14 protein-coding genes and 2 pseudogenes are annotated in these 17153 nt (G+C 64.7%); 8 read left to right on the top strand and 8 right to left on the bottom strand.

Features of this window, described 5'->3' with window-relative positions; translation table 11 throughout:
• Window positions 1-140 precede the first annotated feature (140 nt).
• The gene (locus tag QGN32_RS21445) at window positions 141-1670 is read right to left on the bottom strand and encodes a multicopper oxidase family protein (protein WP_326546226.1); all 1530 of its coding nucleotides are present in this window, start codon (window positions 1668-1670) and stop codon (window positions 141-143) included.
• 779 nt (window positions 1671-2449) lie between these two features.
• On the opposite strand from QGN32_RS21445, the gene QGN32_RS21440 reads away from it, so the two are divergent.
• From QGN32_RS21440 to QGN32_RS21430, 3 genes and pseudogenes are all read left to right on the top strand, one after another.
• Window positions 2450-2884, top strand: coding sequence for a hypothetical protein (locus tag QGN32_RS21440; RefSeq protein WP_067396623.1), 435 nt, complete (start codon window positions 2450-2452; stop codon window positions 2882-2884).
• Between the two features lie 379 nt (window positions 2885-3263).
• Window positions 3264-3803 (top strand): annotated as a pseudogene (locus tag QGN32_RS21435) (transposase family protein); the annotation flags it as partial.
• Between the two features lie 10 nt (window positions 3804-3813).
• A complete protein-coding gene (locus QGN32_RS21430; RefSeq protein WP_234787830.1) occupies window positions 3814-4164 on the top strand; it encodes a tyrosine-type recombinase/integrase in 351 nt (116 codons plus the stop codon).
• A gap of 548 nt (window positions 4165-4712) precedes the next feature.
• Here the strand turns inward: QGN32_RS21430 and QGN32_RS21425 are convergent.
• The 4 genes and pseudogenes from QGN32_RS21425 to QGN32_RS21410 form a co-directional block, all read right to left on the bottom strand.
• Complete coding sequence (locus QGN32_RS21425; protein ID WP_326546225.1) at window positions 4713-4937, bottom strand: hypothetical protein; 225 nt, start codon at window positions 4935-4937, stop codon at window positions 4713-4715.
• A 213-nt stretch (window positions 4938-5150) separates the two neighbouring features.
• Window positions 5151-6119: a tyrosine-type recombinase/integrase gene (locus tag QGN32_RS21420; RefSeq protein ID WP_326546224.1), complete on the bottom strand. Its 969-nt coding sequence runs from the start codon at window positions 6117-6119 to the stop codon at window positions 5151-5153.
• Window positions 6116-6699: pseudogene (locus QGN32_RS21415) on the bottom strand (tyrosine-type recombinase/integrase). The gene QGN32_RS21420 and the pseudogene QGN32_RS21415 overlap by 4 nt, the downstream one beginning before the upstream one ends.
• Before the next feature lie 348 nt (window positions 6700-7047).
• Window positions 7048-8157, bottom strand: coding sequence for a PLP-dependent cysteine synthase family protein (locus tag QGN32_RS21410; protein ID WP_326546223.1), 1110 nt, complete (start codon window positions 8155-8157; stop codon window positions 7048-7050).
• Between the two features lie 388 nt (window positions 8158-8545).
• Here QGN32_RS21410 and QGN32_RS21405 point away from each other — a divergent pair, with 388 nt between their 5' ends.
• Both QGN32_RS21405 and QGN32_RS21400 read left to right on the top strand, forming a co-directional pair.
• Window positions 8546-9286, top strand: coding sequence for a response regulator transcription factor (locus QGN32_RS21405; protein ID WP_326546222.1), 741 nt, complete (start codon window positions 8546-8548; stop codon window positions 9284-9286).
• A gap of 59 nt (window positions 9287-9345) precedes the next feature.
• Window positions 9346-10482, top strand: a complete 1137-nt coding sequence (locus QGN32_RS21400) for a sensor histidine kinase (protein ID WP_326549195.1) — start codon at window positions 9346-9348, stop codon at window positions 10480-10482.
• Window positions 10483-10520: 38 nt separating this feature from the next.
• Here the strand turns inward: QGN32_RS21400 and QGN32_RS21395 are convergent, their stop codons facing one another.
• Window positions 10521-12515, bottom strand: a complete 1995-nt coding sequence (locus QGN32_RS21395) for a heavy metal translocating P-type ATPase (RefSeq protein ID WP_442791859.1) — start codon at window positions 12513-12515, stop codon at window positions 10521-10523.
• Window positions 12516-12617: 102 nt separating this feature from the next.
• On the opposite strand from QGN32_RS21395, the gene QGN32_RS21390 reads away from it, so the two are divergent.
• Window positions 12618-12989, top strand: a complete 372-nt coding sequence (locus QGN32_RS21390) for an ArsR/SmtB family transcription factor (RefSeq protein WP_064415696.1) — start codon at window positions 12618-12620, stop codon at window positions 12987-12989.
• A 17-nt stretch (window positions 12990-13006) separates the two neighbouring features.
• Here the strand turns inward: QGN32_RS21390 and QGN32_RS21385 are convergent, their stop codons facing one another.
• Window positions 13007-13255 carry an ATP-binding protein gene (locus QGN32_RS21385; protein WP_326546220.1) on the bottom strand — a complete coding sequence of 83 codons (249 nt, stop codon included), beginning with the start codon at window positions 13253-13255 and terminating at the stop codon, window positions 13007-13009.
• Between the two features lie 389 nt (window positions 13256-13644).
• Window positions 13645-14301: a DUF305 domain-containing protein gene (locus QGN32_RS21380; RefSeq protein WP_326549194.1), complete on the bottom strand. Its 657-nt coding sequence runs from the start codon at window positions 14299-14301 to the stop codon at window positions 13645-13647.
• A 261-nt stretch (window positions 14302-14562) separates the two neighbouring features.
• On the opposite strand from QGN32_RS21380, the gene QGN32_RS21375 reads away from it, so the two are divergent.
• Window positions 14563-14694: a hypothetical protein gene (locus QGN32_RS21375; RefSeq protein WP_326546219.1), complete on the top strand. Its 132-nt coding sequence runs from the start codon at window positions 14563-14565 to the stop codon at window positions 14692-14694.
• Between the two features lie 633 nt (window positions 14695-15327).
• Window positions 15328-16545: a L,D-transpeptidase gene (locus QGN32_RS21370; protein WP_442791858.1), complete on the top strand. Its 1218-nt coding sequence runs from the start codon at window positions 15328-15330 to the stop codon at window positions 16543-16545.
• Window positions 16546-17153 lie beyond the last annotated feature (608 nt).

Below are 17153 nucleotides of genomic sequence, written 5' to 3'. Positions count from 1 at the left end.
CGCTTTGGGTGCCCATTGGTATTCGACGCGTCAGCGCTCGTCGCACGGCTCCCAACCCGAGGCGTGCGTAAACGAGTTACCGACCCCGGGAGCGTTACGGATATCACTGAGTCGGTCCGGCTAACGCCGACGCGTGGCCCTCAGGTCCTGTAGTTCAGGCTGGTCATCATGCCGGCCTCCTGGTGATAGGTGTTATGGCAGTGCAGCATCCATATCCCCGGGTTATCGGCATCGAAGACCACCGTGAGTTTCTGCATCGGAAGCACATTGACGGTGTCCTTGCGGGGGCCTGGCCGCCGCTGGTCGGCTGTCACTACTTCGAAGGTGTGGCCGTGCAGGTGCATCGGGTGCCACATCATGGACATGTTGTTGAACGTCACCGCGACGCGCTGGCCCTGCTGCACGTTCAGCGGTTCGGTAGCGGCGAACGGCCGACCATTGATCGTCCAATCGTAGGTGGCCATTGATCCTGCGAGGTCGGCGGGCAGTGCCACGTCGGCGGTGCGGCTCGGCAGCGTCACGCTGGGCGCCGCGCTCACCTGCTCTGCCGTGCCGACGCGGCCAGACAACTCCGGTGGCCGGAAATCCGGCGCAGCAGGCGCACCGGCTCCGGTGACCAGCAGCGCTCGCGCCACGGCGTTCTTACCTTCAGCGGCGGCGACGAGGGGGAAGACCCCGTCACCGGCGGTGACCACCACGTCATAACGCTCCCCCATCCCGACCAACACAGCGTCAAACTCAGTCGGAACCACCGGGAAGCCGTCGGTATGTGTGACCATCATCGAGTGGCCGGCCAGCGCTACCCGAAACGCGGTATCCGAGCCGGCGTTGATGAGCCGGATACGAACGCGTTGGCCAGGTATTGCGCGAAACGTGCTCGGAGCTTGCGGGATTCGGCCGTTCATCAGGTAGTACGGGTAGGTGATATCTCCGGCGTCGCCACCGAGCAGTTCGCTGCCGCCCGTGCCGCCCACCCCGGGCACCGTCGCTGATCCGCGCATGTCGCCCATGTCTCCCATCCCCGGCATATCGTGCGCAGGCGGGCCCATGGCGCGAAGCCCCTCATAGAGCTGTTGAGGGCTCGAACCCACACCGTCGGTCCAGTCGTCCAGCATCACCACCCATTCGGCGTCATAATCGCCGGGCTCGGTCGGGTCGTCGACGATCACCGGAAGGTACAGGCCGGTGTCGGCCTGTAGGCCGGTATGGGGATGCGCCCAATAGGTTCCCGGGTGCGGAACCGAGAATCGGTAGATGAAGTCGCGTCCGGCATCGATGTTGGGCGTCGCCGGAGCGGCACCGTCCATATCGTTGCGCAGCGCAATGCCATGCCAGTGAACCGACGTCGGCTCGCTCAATCGGTTACGAACGGTGACCGCCAACTCGTCGCCGACGCTGGCCCGCAGCAGAGGCCCCGGCACGGTGTCGTTGTAGGACAGCGTCTCGGCAATCACCCCGCCGAGGTCGGCGCGGGTGCGTTGGGCGGTCAGTGTTGTGCTGACCGTGCGTCCGCTGTGCGGGCGACGCGACTCAGCGACCGCCACCGGATCCGGTTGCGCGGTCCTGTCGGTTGAGCGCGTGCAACCCGCTAACACCATCCCAGCCGCAGCGGTGGCCCCTAGAAACCGCCGTCTGCTTAAACCGCCGCCCGATGCCACGAACTCGCTCATCACACGCTGGCTTCCCGGAGCCCGGGTTCACACTCATTTGGGCGTCCACCGCCCGCCCACCGGTACCACATCATGTCGGATCCGGTCTCCTTCCCGTCTTCACCGTGCGCCGCGATACCCACCGAATTGATGAAGAGGATGTGAAGATTCGTTAAAGACGCCATCGGCGTTCAATACACGACTGGATGATAGACGTAGAGCGCTGTTGTCGTGGGTGCCCCGATGTGTAGCCTATTAGCACCAGTCCCCCCCGGGCCGGGGCGCCAAACGACCAATACCGTTGGTCCTATCGATGACCATGTGGCAAACGTTTGGCATTGCAAACGAACGATGTTGTGCTCGAGCACTATCCATTATTCCGCGAACATGTGGGTCACTGTGAACAGCCCACCCGCATCCTGAATGTCGCGACACTCTTAGCAGCGTTGCGAGGGGTGCCGGCGACCATCGGGTCGGACACCTCACCCGACCACCGTCCGCAACCGGCCTGCCCGCACCAGGCCGCTTACACAGTCTCCCCACTGTTGATGGCACCCGGTGCGCGCCAGCCACATACCGGCTCCAGGCACAGCGCTCGACGCCCAAAAACTCATCGAGTCTTTAACGCCGATCGGGTCTTCAACGAATCTTCATAGGAACTCGATCGATTCGGTGCATATCGCGGCGCACGATGAAGTCGGGTAGAGGAGATCGAACCCGACATTAAGCCGGCACTGGCAAGTGCTCGCTTACATCAGATGGCTGGAACGCTAGCCAACGATCACTGACAGGATCCGCTCGTGACGGTCAAGATCAACGTTATGGCAGGTGCAGCCGCCGCTGCCGTTGCGGCAAGTGCCCTGTTCTCTTTGCCGGGAATTGCGTCGGCCGCGGCCCACCTGGAGGGCCAAACCTACGCCGAGGTCACGGGGGTCATCGCGCAGGAGGGCGGCACGGCAATCATCGCGACCCGGGTCGGCGACAGGCTTCCCCTGAGCAAGTGCATCGTCACTGGCGTTTCGAAATCGACATTCGTGAGACCTCCGGTCGTCCAGGCTGTCCCCGGCCGTGACGGGCGGTACGGACGTCAAGGAGTCCGCTACCGAGTGGTCTCCAACGAATACCGGCTTAGCCTGAACTGTAATGCCCCCGCTGCGACAGCCAACACCCCGGGCAACTCGGCGGCAAGCCCTGAAGGCCGGGAAGCCAAGAGAGAGCAGCAAGCTCAGGAATGAAGACGTACTGCGGAAGGTCGGCATTGGTGCAGGCAGGCAGAAAACGAACACGCTGAATGGTTTCCTCGTCGAATGTGAGGTGGATAACTAATACACGGACCCCAGGCGCGGCGACACCACTATCCTGGGTAACCGCGTTAGCCCGCAGCATCACCAGACGAGGGCTGACACTCACGTCGAACTGGTTCAAAGTTCTTGGCGCGAAGCCGGGCCGGAACGGACGACCAAGACTGGGGCCGGTCGGAAGCGCCAATGCGCGGAGGACACTGGGGCAAGCTGTGCCCCGCCGACGCACTGGCCGACGGGGCAATCTCCCTGGGGAGGCCGACCGCCCAGCCACCCAGAGAAACGCGCAGCTCGCTTCCTGATGCCGTTGGCGCTGGCCGACAAGGTCCATATTGCCGAGCCGCGGATCGCGTCCGGGTCGGCGAAACTGGCCACGCTCATTGCGGGGATGTGCGCTGGGGCCGACAGCAACGACGACATCGATGTGCGGGTGGCATGAAGACCGTGTTCGGTGGCGAATACGCCCCGTCGACGGTGGGAACGTTGTTGCGGAAGTTCACCTTCGGTCACGCCCGGCAACACGAGTCGGTGCTGCGCAACCATTTGGTGGCGTTGTGCGGGCGAGTCGAGTTGATGCCCGGGGCCGATGGGCAGGTGTTTCATCGACATCAACTCGCTGCTGCGCCTGGTCTACGGTCACGCCAAGCAAGGCGTTTCTTACGGACACAGCAAGATCGCCGGCAAGCAGATCCTGCGCAAAGGTCTCTCGCCGTTGGCAGCCACGACAAGCACCGCAGGCGTCGCGCCGGTGAGCGCCGAGATGCGGTTGCGCGCCGGAAAGACCGGCTCGGGAAAGGGCGCCGGGCGGATGGTCGCCTCCGCGATCAGCACCGCCCGCGCCGCGGGAGCCAGCAGACATCGACGTGGCCGGCGCGATCCAAACCTATCTGCTGGCTGAGCGCCCCGAGACCGACGCTGATGCACTATTCGTGGTCGCCAAAGGTGCCCACCGCGGACAGCCACTGACCCGGCGGGAACTGCGTACCGTGTTCCGCTATCACCGCGAGCGCTCCGGCGTCGCCGCGGGCCACCCCCACGCATTGCGGCATACGTTCGGGACCGCGCTGGCCGAGGCGGGAGTCGACCTGTCGGTGATTCAGGCGCTGATGGGTCAAGATCATGTCGACTCCGCTGCCGCCTACATCCATTTGGCCTCATCGTTTTTGCGGGCGGAGTTCGATGCCGCCCGCGCTCGGCTACGCGCCCGCCCCTGAGGCCGACCTGCTCGCCGCCTACGCCGAGCATTGCGACCGGCTCGGGTTGATTAGTGTGAACCTTCGTCCGGCCGCGCGCACGTTCCTGCGGCACTGGCCCGACCCGCAGCGGTGGGCCGGCGAGCCGCTCCAGACGCGGTTGGCGATGTCTGATCTCACCCGGTCGTTCGTGATGTACTTGATGCTGGCCGGGCATCTGCGGCCGGGTTATGACTACCTGATCCGCCGCAAGCTGCGCGTGTTCTGGTGTCACCTGCCACCGGGACCGTTGGGAGGACCTAGCCAGATTCCTCGCCGCCGCCGAACTCGGTTTCACCGAACACACCCGCAGCACCACCGCATCCCAGGTGATCGGCCGACTACTCATCCAGACCGGAAAGCGACTCGATACATTGACCGACAACAACTTCGACGACTTGTTGGCCGCCAGCGCGGCGCGACATGGCCGAGAAAGGCCAGCCGCCATTACAGCAGCGCGGCGCACACTGCCCCAAGTGATGTTCCATCTCGGCGTATTCGCCGAGCAGCCGGTGAACGCAACCAGCCTGCTACGACAAAGCTTTACCCAGCGTATGCGGGATGCCACCCCCGCCCTGCGGGACTCGTTCGTGGCCGACCTCGACCGGCTCACCGCCACCCATACCCGCAGCACCGTCACCGGCACCGCGAGCCGACTCAACCACTTCGCCGCGCACTTGGCCGCGATCGACCCAGCATGCAGCCGGGTCCTCGACGTCGGCTCCGCTGCGATACCAGCCCCAGCGGGTGTACACGGCAAAGCTGTGCCGGTTATGTGGATTCCGCATAACGGGCATCAAGTGGACGGCCGGGTTATGCGCCCGGTCGGATCGTTTCTGGTGGCTAGGGGTTGCTGCGGGCCGTTCTGTCCGCATAACACGGGCGCGGCGTCAACGGCCCAGCGAGTCGAACCAGCCGATCAACGCCGCATCCGAGGTCCAGTCCGGCAGCACGTCCGGGGTCAGTGGCTAGGCGTTCTCGATCGCCTTGCATTTGGTCTCGGCGTCGGCGCGGGCGTAGATCTCGGTAGTGGACACGTCGGCGTGGCCGAGCAGGTCGCGAATGTAGTTCAGGTTGACGCCGGCCTGGATCAGGTGCATCGCCCGGCTGCGCCGCAGGGTGTGGGGCGTGACCGACAGTCCGGGCGCCCAGCCGGGGTCGTCGGCCCGGACGGCTCGCACGTGGCGGGCGAGGATCTTGGCGATGCCGGATCTGGTCAGTCTGGAGTGGTTGGGCCCGTGGAATAGCGGGTCGGTGTCGGCGCCGAGCCCGGGGTGCGGTTTGCGGTGCTCGAGGTAGTCGGCGATGAGCCCGGCGGTCGGGCCCATCAGGGGCACGTATCGGATCGTGGAATCCTTCCCGTGGATCGTCACGGTGACCGGGTTGGCGGGGCGGATGTCGGCAACGTTGAGGTCGCAGACTTCTTGTGCGCGGGCGGCGGTGTCGTAGGCCAGGGCGAGCAGCACGGTGTCGCGGATGGCGCGTGTACTGGCGGTGCCGGGCTGGGCGAGCAGTACCTTGATCTCGTCGCCGGTCAGGTGTCCCGCATCCGGGGCGGGGGTCTTCTTCCGCCGGATCGCCAGGATCTGGGTGATTTGGTCGAGCCGGTCGGGCTGCTCGACGGCGGTGTAGCGGCAAAACGACTTGATCACCGCCAGGCGCTGGTTGCGGGTGGCTGCCGAGCAGTTGCGCTCGGTTTCCAGCCAGTCTAGGAACCGCAGGATGTGGGGCCGGTCGATGTCGGCGAGGCGCAGTTTCTCTGGAGGTATGCGCTCTGCGGTTTTGAACCAGATCAGCAGGAGTTTGATCGCGCCCCGGTAGGAGGCGATGGTTCTCGGCGAGGCCGCGCGTTCCACCGCCAGGTGATCGGTGAAGAATTTCGCGAGCTGGCGCCCGGCCAGGTCCGGGGGCGGCGCCGGCCGCTGCTGCGGTGTCATGACTGGTCCTCGGCCGGTGCGGGGATGACGTAGCCGAACCGGATTTGATGGGCTATCACCTCGGGATAGGCATCGGCGGTCAGCCGCAGGTAGTACTGGGTGCCGCGCAGGTCGGCGTGGCCCAGGTAGCAGGCCAGGTAGGGCAACATCGCGGCCACATCGGTGCCGGCTTCGGCCCAGCGCCGCAGGTTGGCGACGGGGAATCCGTGACGCAGCGAGTGCCGATGCGGGCCGCCGGTGAAATGCGGGATTTCGGCGTCGGCCAAATAGCTGCGGAACCGGACGTAGACGCTCGCCTGGTTGATCGGGCTGCCCGGCGCCCTGCTGTAGAAGATGTGAGCGTCGGGTTCGGGCACCGGGTGCGCGGCCCCGATGTAGGAACCCACAGTCGCGGCCAGCCGGCGGGTGATCGGGATGGTCCTGACCGCACCGTTTTCGAGTCCCGGATCTTCAGCGTCCCGGACTGCGTGTCCACGTCCGAGACGGTCAGGTTCAGCGCCTCGGAGATGCGCAGCCCGGCGCCATACAGCACCCGAAACAACACCGGGTCGACCATCGCCTTGTTCGAATATGAGGACATCGGCTGGGAATCGATTACAGCGAACGATCGGCGCACCTCGTCGTCGGTGAACACTTAGGGCACCTGATGACGGGCACGGACCAGGGTTGCCGCGGCCGGCATGCAGGCCTGCCAGCCGGCGGCTTGGGCATGAGCGGCCAGTTGGCGCAGGACCAACTCGTTGCGCCGCAGGGTGCTCGGCCGCAGGTGACGGTCGTAGAGGAACCCCGTCGACCGCTTCTTTGGTGATCGGCCCGTCCGAATAGCCTTCCCTCCGGCAATGGTCGGAGAATTGGCGCAGCACCCGTTCCGGGACTTTGAACCGGTATCCGCCGGCGTGACGCACAACGACCAGGCCGCGCAGTGTCATTAGCCCACTGTTTGCATGGGATCGATCACCGTAGCGCAGCGGGTCCATGATGTGACGACCTCGTGGGTGGGATCGTCGATCACGTTCGGCTGCTCGGGCGGCTGTGCTAGCAACAAGTCATGGCGACGGCAGTAGTCGTCGTTGTAGACAGTGTCGAAATAGCGTTGTGGCCCATCGGGGAAAACCGCGGCGATCGTCGTGTCACTTGAGAAGGTGCGTGCCGCCCAACCCGCGACCAGCGCGACCGCGCCGACACTCCAACCGCCCGTTGCGTAATGGGTGCCCGCCAAGGTACGGCAGGCCCACACCGCCTCCGCCGGCGCCACCCAGTGCACCTCGTCGAATGCGGCGTAGTCCACGTTGCGTGGATAGATACTCGAGCCCAGCCCTCGCATCAGCCGGTTCGCGGCGGGTTGACCGAAAATCGTTGAGCCGATGGTGTCCACGCCGATCAGGTGTAAGTGCGGATTGAACTGACGCAGTACCCGCGCGATGCCAGCGGAATGGCCTCCGGTTCCGACCGAGCACACCAGCACGTCGACCGTGCCCAGCTGAGCTTGGAGCTCCAGGGCCAGCGGCCGGTATGCGTCGACGTTGTCGGGGTTGTTGTACTGGTCGGGACACCACGCCTCGAGGTCTTCGGCCAGCAGTTCAGCGACGCGGTCTTTGCGCGCCTGCTGCCATCCGCCCGTCGGGTGCGCCTCGGTGACCATTTCGACGTCGGCGCCATAGGCCCGCAACATCGACACGATGATGGGCTCCATACCCGGATCGGTGACCAACGTCACCGGATGGTGGTACACGATGCCGGCCAACGCCAACCCTAAGCCCAGTGTGCCACTTGTGGATTCGACGATGCGCGCACCCGGGCGCAGGTCGCCGCGCGCTCGGGCGCACTCCACCATGTGCGTTGCGGGGCGGTCTTTCAAACCACCCGGATTGACGCCTTCGAGCTTGGCCCAAAATCCGCGGTCCGCGCTGCTGAACGGCGAAGAAACCCGCAGCACCGGCGTGCGACCCACGAGGTTGTCCGGTCGCTCGTAGCGGCCCAACCCGCGGTACCGCGCCGAATGCAGTTCGGGCGCATGGATAGACAAGGCATGACTCATGTGATCGTCGCTTCTCCATCGATCGGTGACGAGCCTCGGGGCCCGTCGGCTCGGGTCTTATCGGCCGAGTCAATCGACATGTCGCGCGTCGCCACACCCATGCTGCGGGTATTCCGGTCGCTGGAAAAAGCACCAAACCACGCGACCGCCATGGCGACGACAGCGGTCCAGGATGCGGCCAGCGTGCCCGTAACCACCAGCCAATTCTCCCAACCCCAGTACGGCACCATGTATCGACCCGGCCTCCTTTCGATCTCCAAGGTGCCCGCCCATGTCCGCGGATTCAGTGGAGGTTTTGTGAAGATTTACTCAAGACCTGAATCGGCTGGCGCCAGGGTTCCGCTGCAAGCGCAGTGTCGGTGTAGTTGGTGCGTTTTCACGGGGCACTATGGACGCTATGGATGCCACGTCAGCTCAGGGAGGTCTAGGCGCGCCGGGCTACCGCGCATTGATCGTCGACGACGAGGCGGCGATCGCCGATGTGGTGGCCAGCTATCTTCAGCGTGACCAGTTTGAAACCCGCACCGCCGTTGACGGCTCGGAAGCGGTGGCTTTGGCGCGCGAGTTTGATCCCGACGTGGTGGTGCTCGACTTGGGGTTGCCCGGTGCCGACGGGTTGGAGGTGTGCCGGCAGCTGCGCACCTTCTCCGATGCCTACGTGGTGATGCTCACCGCCCGCGACACGGAAATGGACACCATCGTAGGGCTGACCGTCGGCGCCGACGACTACATCACCAAGCCGTTCAGTCCACGCGAGTTGGTGGCCCGTATCCGCGCTCTGCTGCGCCGGCCGCGCCCGGTGACCGGCGGCGACCAGGCTGCGCCGCCGCGGCGCTTCGGGAAGCTGCAAGTCGACATCGCCGCCCGAGAGGTACACCTCGATGGTGAGCCGATCCGGTTGACTCGCACCGAGTTCGACTTGCTGAGCGCGTTGTCTGCGCGACCAGGCGTGGTCTTGACCCGCCGCCAGCTACTCGAAACGGTGCGGGAGGGACCGTGGGTCGGTGACGAGCACGTCGTAGACGTCCACATCGGCCATTTAAGACGCAAGCTGGGCGACAACGCGAGCACCCCACGCTACGTGCTGACCGTGCGCGGCGTGGGATACAGGATGGGAGGCGGACAGTGAGCACGCCCGTGAACGCCCAACGAGCGCCGGCGCGCGCCTGGAGGCGCCCGGGGATCGGCATGCGACTACTGGTAGCCCAAACCATGGTGTTACTGGCCGGTGCGGTGACCACCTGGATGGTCGCCGCCATCGTAGGGCCACCATTGTTTCGTGACCACCTACGCCAGGCCGGCGTCGCGGCTCATTCGGCCGAGCAGCATCATGCCGAGGAGGCCTACCAGTACGCCATGGTCGCCGCGGTGGGCGGCGCATTGGCGGTCTCGGCACTGGCGGCCTTCGCGGTCAGCTGGTACATCAGCCGGCGCCTGCAGCGCTCCGTCACAGAAGTAGCCTCAGCGGCGACCGCGGTCGCCGACGGCCGCTACACCGTGCGGGTAGCTCCACCGCACCTCGGGCAGGACTTCGACGCGCTGGCGACTGCGTTCAACCAAATGGCTGGGCGCCTGCAGGCCGTGGACGCCACCCGCCGCCACCTCTTCGCTGACCTGGCCCACGAAATCCGCACCCCGGTCGCGGTGCTGGAAGCCTACATGGAAGCGGTCGAAGACGGTGTCGAGTCACTGACTCCGACCACCACTGCCATGCTGCGGGACCAGACGCGCCGACTGGTGCGTTTCGCCCAAGATGCCGCCGCTCTTGCACAAGCTGAAGAAAGCTCCGCATCAATGACCACGACTGACACCGACATCGGCGAGCTGGTCACGACCGCGGTCAGCGCCGCAGCCAAACGCTACCGAGCCAAACAGGTAACCCTGGCCACACACCTGCCACCCCGCGTTCCTGCAGTTTCAGGCGACCCGCAGCGACTCGCTCAGGTACTGGCCAACCTGCTTGACAACGCATTGCGGCACACACCCCCGCACGGCCACGTCGACGTCCGCGTCCACATAGACCGTCACCAGCTCGAAGTCAGCATCTCCGACACCGGCGAAGGCATTCCCGCCCAACACCTCCCGCACGTATTCGAGCGGTTCTACCGCGTGGAAGCAGAACGCACCCACGACAAGAGCGGGGCCGGCATCGGATTAGCAATCGCAAAAGCACTCGTCGAGGCACACGGCGGCTCCATCACAGCACGCAGCCAAGGCCCGGGCACCGGGGCCACGTTCATCATCACACTTCCGGTCGCCACCTCCGAGCGCCGCCGACCAGACTTGCCGAAGCCAGCGTCTCAAGACCTGCACGTCCGACCGTAGTTGGACAATCGATCCACGTCCGCGGCCGGGCTATGTAGTTAGCGGCGTGTCGTGTCAGATCGGTCCGCCTGTCTGGGTTTCCCGCGGCGTTTGGCAACGGTGGGCCAGGCGTTGGCGCGCAGAAGTCGTAACCCGTTGAGGCCGACGAGGATAGTGGAGCCTTCATGGCCTGCCACACCCAGCGGCAGCGGGAGATGCCCGACGAGATCCCAGGTGACCAGGACCACGATGAACGTGGCAGCAATGAGCAGGTTGGCGACCACGACACGGCGAGCACGGCGCGCGAGCTCGACAACAGCGGGCAAGCTGGCCAGGTCCTCTCGGGTGATGACGACGTCGGAGGTTTCCAGCGCGAGGTCAGAGCCGCTGCGGCCCATCGCGACAGCAACCTGGGCGGCGGCCATGGCCGGGGCGTCATTGACCCCGTCACCGACCAGCATGACGTTGGCGCCGCTGGCTTCCAGCTCGCGGACGGCGCTGACTTTGTCCGCGGGCAGCAGCCCGGCCCGGACATCGGTGACGCCCAGATCGGCGGCCAGGCGGGCCGCTGCCCGCGGGTTATCGCCGGTAAGCAGGGTCGGCTGGGCGCCGGTGAGCGTGGCGAGGTGAGCAACGGCGTCGGCCGCCTGCTCGCGAGGACGATCGGATAATCCGAGAACCCCGGCGGGCGTCTCGTTGACGCGCACGACCACGGCGGTATGGCCGGTGGCTTCCAATTCGCGGACGGTTGCGTGGGCGGCGGTGTCGTGATCTTGCAGTAGAGCGGGGCGGCCGACTTCAACGATGTTCTCAGCGATGCGGGCACGCACTCCGCGCCCGGGGTTCGATGTGAAGTCGCTGGCCGCGACCATGGCGAGCTCTGGGTGGTGGGCGGCGGCCACGATGGCCCGTGCCAGCGGATGCTCGGAGGGATGTTCGGCGGAGGCCGCCAACCTTAACAGCGCGGTGTCGTCGAGGTGACTGGCGGGCAGGGGGCGGATGTGGGTGAGCCGCGGCGTTCCCTCCGTGAGGGTGCCGGTCTTATCGAAAGCCACGTGGGTGATGCCGGCAAGTTTTTCCAGTACGACCGCGGATTTGACCAGCACGCCGTGGCGGCCGGCGTTGGCGATCGCGGCTAGCAGCGGCGGCATGGTGGACAGCACCAGGGCGCACGGTGACGCCACGATCATGAATGTCATGGCCCGCAGCAGCGCTGATTGCAGGTCGGCGCCCGCCAGCATGGGGATGACGAACAACGCGATCGTGGCGGCCACCATGGCCACCGAGTAGCGCTGTTCGACCTTTTCGATGAGCAGCTGGGTGCGGGCCTTTCTGGCGCTGGCCTGGTCGACCATGGCGACGATGCGGGCGATGACGGTGTCGGCGGCCGGGCGCCAAACTCGCACCCGCAGGCTGCCGGTGCCGTTGACGGTGCCGGCGAACACCTCGTCACCGACGTTCTTGTCGACGGGCAGGGCTTCACCGGTGACGGTGGCCTGGTCGACCTCGCTGGCACCCTCGAGGACCACGCCGTCGCCGCCAACGCGTTCACCGGGACGGATCAACAGCACGTCGCCGATATCAAGGATCGCGGTATCAACTATCTCCTCACCCGAATCGGTGATACGGGTGGCGGTTTCGGGCGCCAGATCGAGCAGTCCGCGCACGGAATCTTCGGTACGTTTGGTCGCCACCGCCTCCAGCGCCCCGGAGGTGGCGAAGATAACGATCAGCAGGGCGCCGTCGAAGACTTGGCCGATGGCGGCCGCACCGACGGCCGCGACCACCATCAGCAAATCGACGTCAAGTGTCTTGTCCAACAGGGCTTTCAGCCCTGCCAGCCCAGGTTTCCAGCCGCCGGCGGCATAACAGGCTAGATAGAGCGCCCAGTACAGCCAGACCGGCCCGCCGGCCAGCTGCGCCAGCGACCCCATCCCGAACAGTGCGGTCGCCGCCACCGCCCACCGCACCTCCGGTAACGACCAGGCGATGGATCGGCGCGGACGCCAGGAATCAATCGGGCAGCGCTGCAGCGCGGCGGCGGTGTCCTGCACCTCAGTGGTCACCGGGTAGATCATAGCTGCGCATTCGTGCACATACGCAACCGCAAGCACAGAAGAATGCACGCTCACACAGGCCAGCGCTATACTTCCGCCGTGCACTCGTCCATTGCGGACTTCTCAATGCCCACCCAGGAGCAGGTCACCCGGGCCGCGGAGACATTCCGCATGCTCAGCGACCCGACCCGAATCAAGGTGTTGTGGGCACTGCTGCAAGGCGAAACGTCGGTGGCGTGCCTGGCCGAACTCGCCGACGCCGCGCCCACAGTAGTCAGTCAGCACCTGGCCAAGCTGCGCCTGGCTGGCCTGGTCAAAAGTCGCCGCGAGGGAACGTTCGTCTACTACTCGCCCGCTGACACCGACGTGCTACGGGTGCTCAGCCAAGCTCTCTTCGGCGCCGACACCATCACCGCCGACCCCGCCACCACAAAACCGGTTAGCCGACGCCGCCCGTCATCGCGACGCTAGGTCATTCACGTCAATGCCTAAGCATGACATGAACTTTCGCGATCGAACGTACTGAACGGGCAGCAGTCATTTTGTGCGGCATCAGCGTTGATCGTCGGCGGCGCGGTTCTCTTTGGCGAGGAATCGGCGGTGTTGACGGAGCGGTACGACTCGCCGGTAAGGGTGAGCACATCGGCGTCATGCACGAGGCGATCGATCATGACCGCGGCTACCACAGCGTCGGACAACCTTTTCCCCAGCGCCGAACGCAGACTTGAGGTCACCATGACCGAGCCCAGCTCCTAGCGGCGGATCTTCTCAGCTCGGCCTCCAGCAGATCACGTGATGCGCGTCGACAGCCGCGCAAACCAGTTGCTGGCGGTGTCGAAGAGTACCGAGTACCCAGCGTGGGCAGCTTTCACGCCTGAGCCCGATCGCCCAGTGTCTAGCACGATGCCCGGGTCGTCCGAACAGGATCACGTTTTCGGCTTTCGGCACGAAAATTTCCGGTGACCCAAGTGGGCCAACACATCCCGCCGCAGCGAAGACGGGCGACAGAGGTTGAAGTCCACCAAGGTCTTTCATCTGCGGATCGCTGCAAGGTTCCCCGCGCCGGCAGAAATCACCGGCACGGGGACATCGAGGAGAGCTCGACGCTCCTAGATTTCTGGCACCCCTACAGCGAGCCGAGGATCTTCTCCATGGTCTCGATCTCTTTTTGTTGCGAGGCGATGATCGAACGTGCCATCTCGATCGCCGGAGTGAACTGGCCGTTGTCGACCTCAGTCTGCGCCATCGCGACCGCACCCCGGTGATGCTCGATCATCTGCGTCAAAAACAGCCTGCTCGCCTCGACACCCTGCGCGTTACGAAGCGCGGCCATGTCTTCCTCGGTCATCATGCCGCCGCCGCCCATATTGCCCATGTCATGGCCGGGCATGCCCGGCATACCAGCACCCGGAGACATCGTGGAAGACACGCCCCATTCTGATAGCCAGCCTTGCAATTGCTGAATTTCCGGGCCCTGAGCCGCCTTGATCTCATTGGCCAACGACACCACCCGCCCATCGATGCCCTGCTTTGCCAACAGCATGTCGCTCATCTCAATCGCCTGCTGATGGTGCGGGATCATCCCTCGGGCGAAGGTCACATCGGCGTCGTTGTGCGCTTGCGCTTGGGCGCCCTCGCTTGCAGAAGCGGATGACGACGGGGTGGCCACCGCCGAGGTAGTCACCGACGACATGTCTTGTTCGCTTTGTGAGCTGTTACTGCAGGCGCTCAATGCGAGCGCTGCGGCCACTGCAGCGGCGGCGATGCCAATTAACCGGTTCATTTGCACGCGAATTCCTTTCATTGCGCAGCTAGTCAGCCTGCAGGCAGAACCTAAAGGGTCGGTTCCATATTCGATGAAGAATCGGTAAAGACCCCGACCGCCGGACCTAGTGTTTCAGTCGCCCATCCCCTAGTCGCGATGGCCCGCCATGTATCCGGAGGAAAACATATGCACCCTGGCCAGCACTCGGCCAACCCTCAGATCGGGAACGAAACGAGCCAGGTGGGTCCAGGATGCCTCAAACCCCTCCAACGTAGTCACATGACGACGGACGAAGGCTTCAACGATCATGTCGACCGGCATAGCCATCCGGTGGGTGGCGAGCATAGCGCCGAAGGCCACCACCCGAGCGACTGGACCTTCAGCGGCTCGGGCATGTTCAAACAGCCGTAGGGCGCGCGTCAAGTCGTGTACGAGGAGTAACAAGACAGCATCGACCTCGTTGGGAAGCGGGACCACCCCAGCATCCCCTGGCCACGACCTCAAGCCACCCACCACTTCATAACAGCCCAAGCGTCGCGACAATCGGCCGCGATCACCGGGCTCTGCGCCCGCCGCAACCGAGTACCGAAGCAACTCTGCAAGCGTCAGTCTGTGCCCGCACGCCGCCGCGCCGGCGGTTTGCAAAGCCACGATCGCCGGCTGACCTCAATACATACGTAGCAACTACGCGTACCCAGTAGCAGCTGAGGATTTGTCTCTGACGCGCCAGACCCTCCCATCGCCGAATGTGAAGTGTGACGGGTGCCCTCGGCCCGCTCGCGCCGCGCAGTCAACCCCACCTTTGCGCCGACGGGTAGGTACGATGTACGTACCGATGCAGTAGCCGCTTCGGTAACACGCACGCTCGTGTTGGTAGGTCAATGGCGACGTTCGAGCCTTCAACGAAGGACTAGGAAAGCAAAACAACGAGCGGCGACCATGAAGGCGGTCACATGTGCAACGCGGCGCAACGGCGCCGGACATCAATGCTTGCAGCCGTCGCACCTGCGTTGAGACGACGGCAGAGAAGGGGTAGCCATGCTGCTGCGGCGGCGAACTTCACGGATCGGTCGGCCGAACACTCGGCTCGGGCCCATCGCCGGGGCGGTGGCGGCGTTGACGGTGCTGCTCATGGGATGCAGCGGCAACGCGGCCGCGCCGGCACCTCAGGTGATTGCAGACAAGGGCGACCCGTATAGCGAATTACTGGTACCGACGCTGCAGTCCTCAGTGGCAGACGGTGCTGTCGGTGTGGCGGTGGACTCTCCTGTCACGGTGACCGCCGGTGACGGCGTACTCGGCCCGGTCACCATGGTCAATGAAGACGGCATTCCAGTCGACGGGCAACTCAGTCCAGATGAAGTGACGTGGGCGACGACCAAGCCACTGGGCTACAACAAGCAGTACACGTTGCGCGCCGAAGCACTTGGACTCGGCGGCATCACACGCAACAGCATGACATTCCAAACGCAGTCGCCGGAGAACCTGACGATGCCTTACGTCATGCCCAACGACGGCGAAGTCGTCGGCGTCGGTCAACCCATCGCCGTCCGCTTCGATGAGGACATCCCGAACCGGCTGGAGGCCCAGAAGGCGATTACGGTCGTCACTACTCCCCCGGTAGAAGGAGCGTTCTACTGGCTCAGCAGCCGTGAGGTCCGATGGCGCCCGGCCGAATACTGGAAACCCGGCACTACCGTTGAGGTTTCGGTCAAGACGTATGGTGTCGACCTCGGGAACGGATTGTTCGGCCAGGACGATGTCAGCACCCGGTTCACCATCGGTGATCAGGTCATCGCCACCGCCGACGACAACACCAAGACATTGAGCGTTAGGCGCAACGGCGAACTGATCAAGACCATGCCGCTGTCCATGGGTAAAGACAGCGCACCCACTGACAACGGCGCCTACATCATCGGCGACAGGTACCCGAATCTGATCATGGACTCGTCGACCTACGGCGTGCCGGTCAATTCGCCAGACGGTTACCGGCTCGACGTCGATTGGGCGACCCAGATGTCCTACAGCGGCATCTATGTCCATTCAGCACCATGGTCGGTCAACAGTCAGGGGCGTGCCAACGTAAGCCACGGCTGCCTCAACGTCAGTCCCGCGAACGCCGTCTGGTTCTACGAGAACACCAAGCGCGGCGACATCGTCGAAGTCGTCAACACCGTGGGTCCAACACTGTCCGGTACCGACGGTCTCGGCGATTGGAACATCCCGTGGAAACAGTGGCGAGCAGGAAATGCGAACCTCTGAGGACGGCCAGCCAAGATTCGGGGCGACGTGGCAAGCGCGGCGCGATCTGTCTGGCTGAGCACCCGCGTGCTGTGGAGGCAGCGGGGCGAGGCCTGGTGTTCGTTGCGACCGAGAAGGGCATCCGCCGCTCGACCGACAGTGGAACCACCTGCGAAACACTCTACACCTTCGACGCCCCATGAACGGGCTTACTCGCACCCCGCTGCGACGTTGACCCACGCTGCACACCGCAACCAACAGCGCGCACACAAAGCGCATCGGCCGAAAGCAGCACGGGATCCGATTCGCCCTACTGCTTATGTACGTACATAGAGTTCAGTGCGAAACGCACGGTAATTCGCTCACCTTCATGGATGACATTCGTTTTCCATGAAGACTGCCCGTGAAACGCGTCCTTCTGGTCCTCCGATCCCAGCCGGATAATCGTCGATCACGTTTTTCGCGACACTGTTGCAAGCTCCTGAGCTACAGCGACCCGCTGCGCGTCTACATCAGCGGTCATGGACACCGCGAAACGATCGGTCAGCACCGCATCTGCTGGGCCCGCACAGCCGGCGTGTCTGCGGTGCCTGTGTGGTTCGACGCCAGAACTGTGCTTCCGTCGCGCG

It is taken from the genome of Mycolicibacterium sp. ND9-15, from assembly GCF_035918395.1.
Taxonomy (GTDB): domain Bacteria; phylum Actinomycetota; class Actinomycetes; order Mycobacteriales; family Mycobacteriaceae; genus Mycobacterium.
The sequence above is the reverse complement of the archived record's forward strand: the minus strand, read 5'-3'. Positions and strand labels throughout refer to the sequence as shown.

Bases quoted from the DNA above. Each gene is read 5' to 3' on its own strand.
- QGN32_RS21445 (WP_326546226.1), bottom strand. From the start codon at position 1,670: ATGAGCGAGTTCGTGGCATCGGGCGGCGGTTTAAGCAGACGGCGGTTT.
- QGN32_RS21420 (WP_326546224.1), bottom strand. From the start codon at position 6,119: ATGACACCGCAGCAGCGGCCGGCGCCGCCCCCGGACCTGGCCGGGCGC.
- QGN32_RS21410 (WP_326546223.1), bottom strand. From the start codon at position 8,157: ATGAGTCATGCCTTGTCTATCCATGCGCCCGAACTGCATTCGGCGCGG.
- QGN32_RS21405 (WP_326546222.1), top strand. From the start codon at position 8,546: ATGGACGCTATGGATGCCACGTCAGCTCAGGGAGGTCTAGGCGCGCCG.
- QGN32_RS21400 (WP_326549195.1), top strand. From the start codon at position 9,346: ATGCGACTACTGGTAGCCCAAACCATGGTGTTACTGGCCGGTGCGGTG.
- QGN32_RS21385 (WP_326546220.1), bottom strand. From the start codon at position 13,255: ATGGTGACCTCAAGTCTGCGTTCGGCGCTGGGGAAAAGGTTGTCCGAC.
- QGN32_RS21380 (WP_326549194.1), bottom strand. From the start codon at position 14,301: ATGAACCGGTTAATTGGCATCGCCGCCGCTGCAGTGGCCGCAGCGCTC.
- QGN32_RS21375 (WP_326546219.1), top strand. From the start codon at position 14,563: ATGACGACGGACGAAGGCTTCAACGATCATGTCGACCGGCATAGCCAT.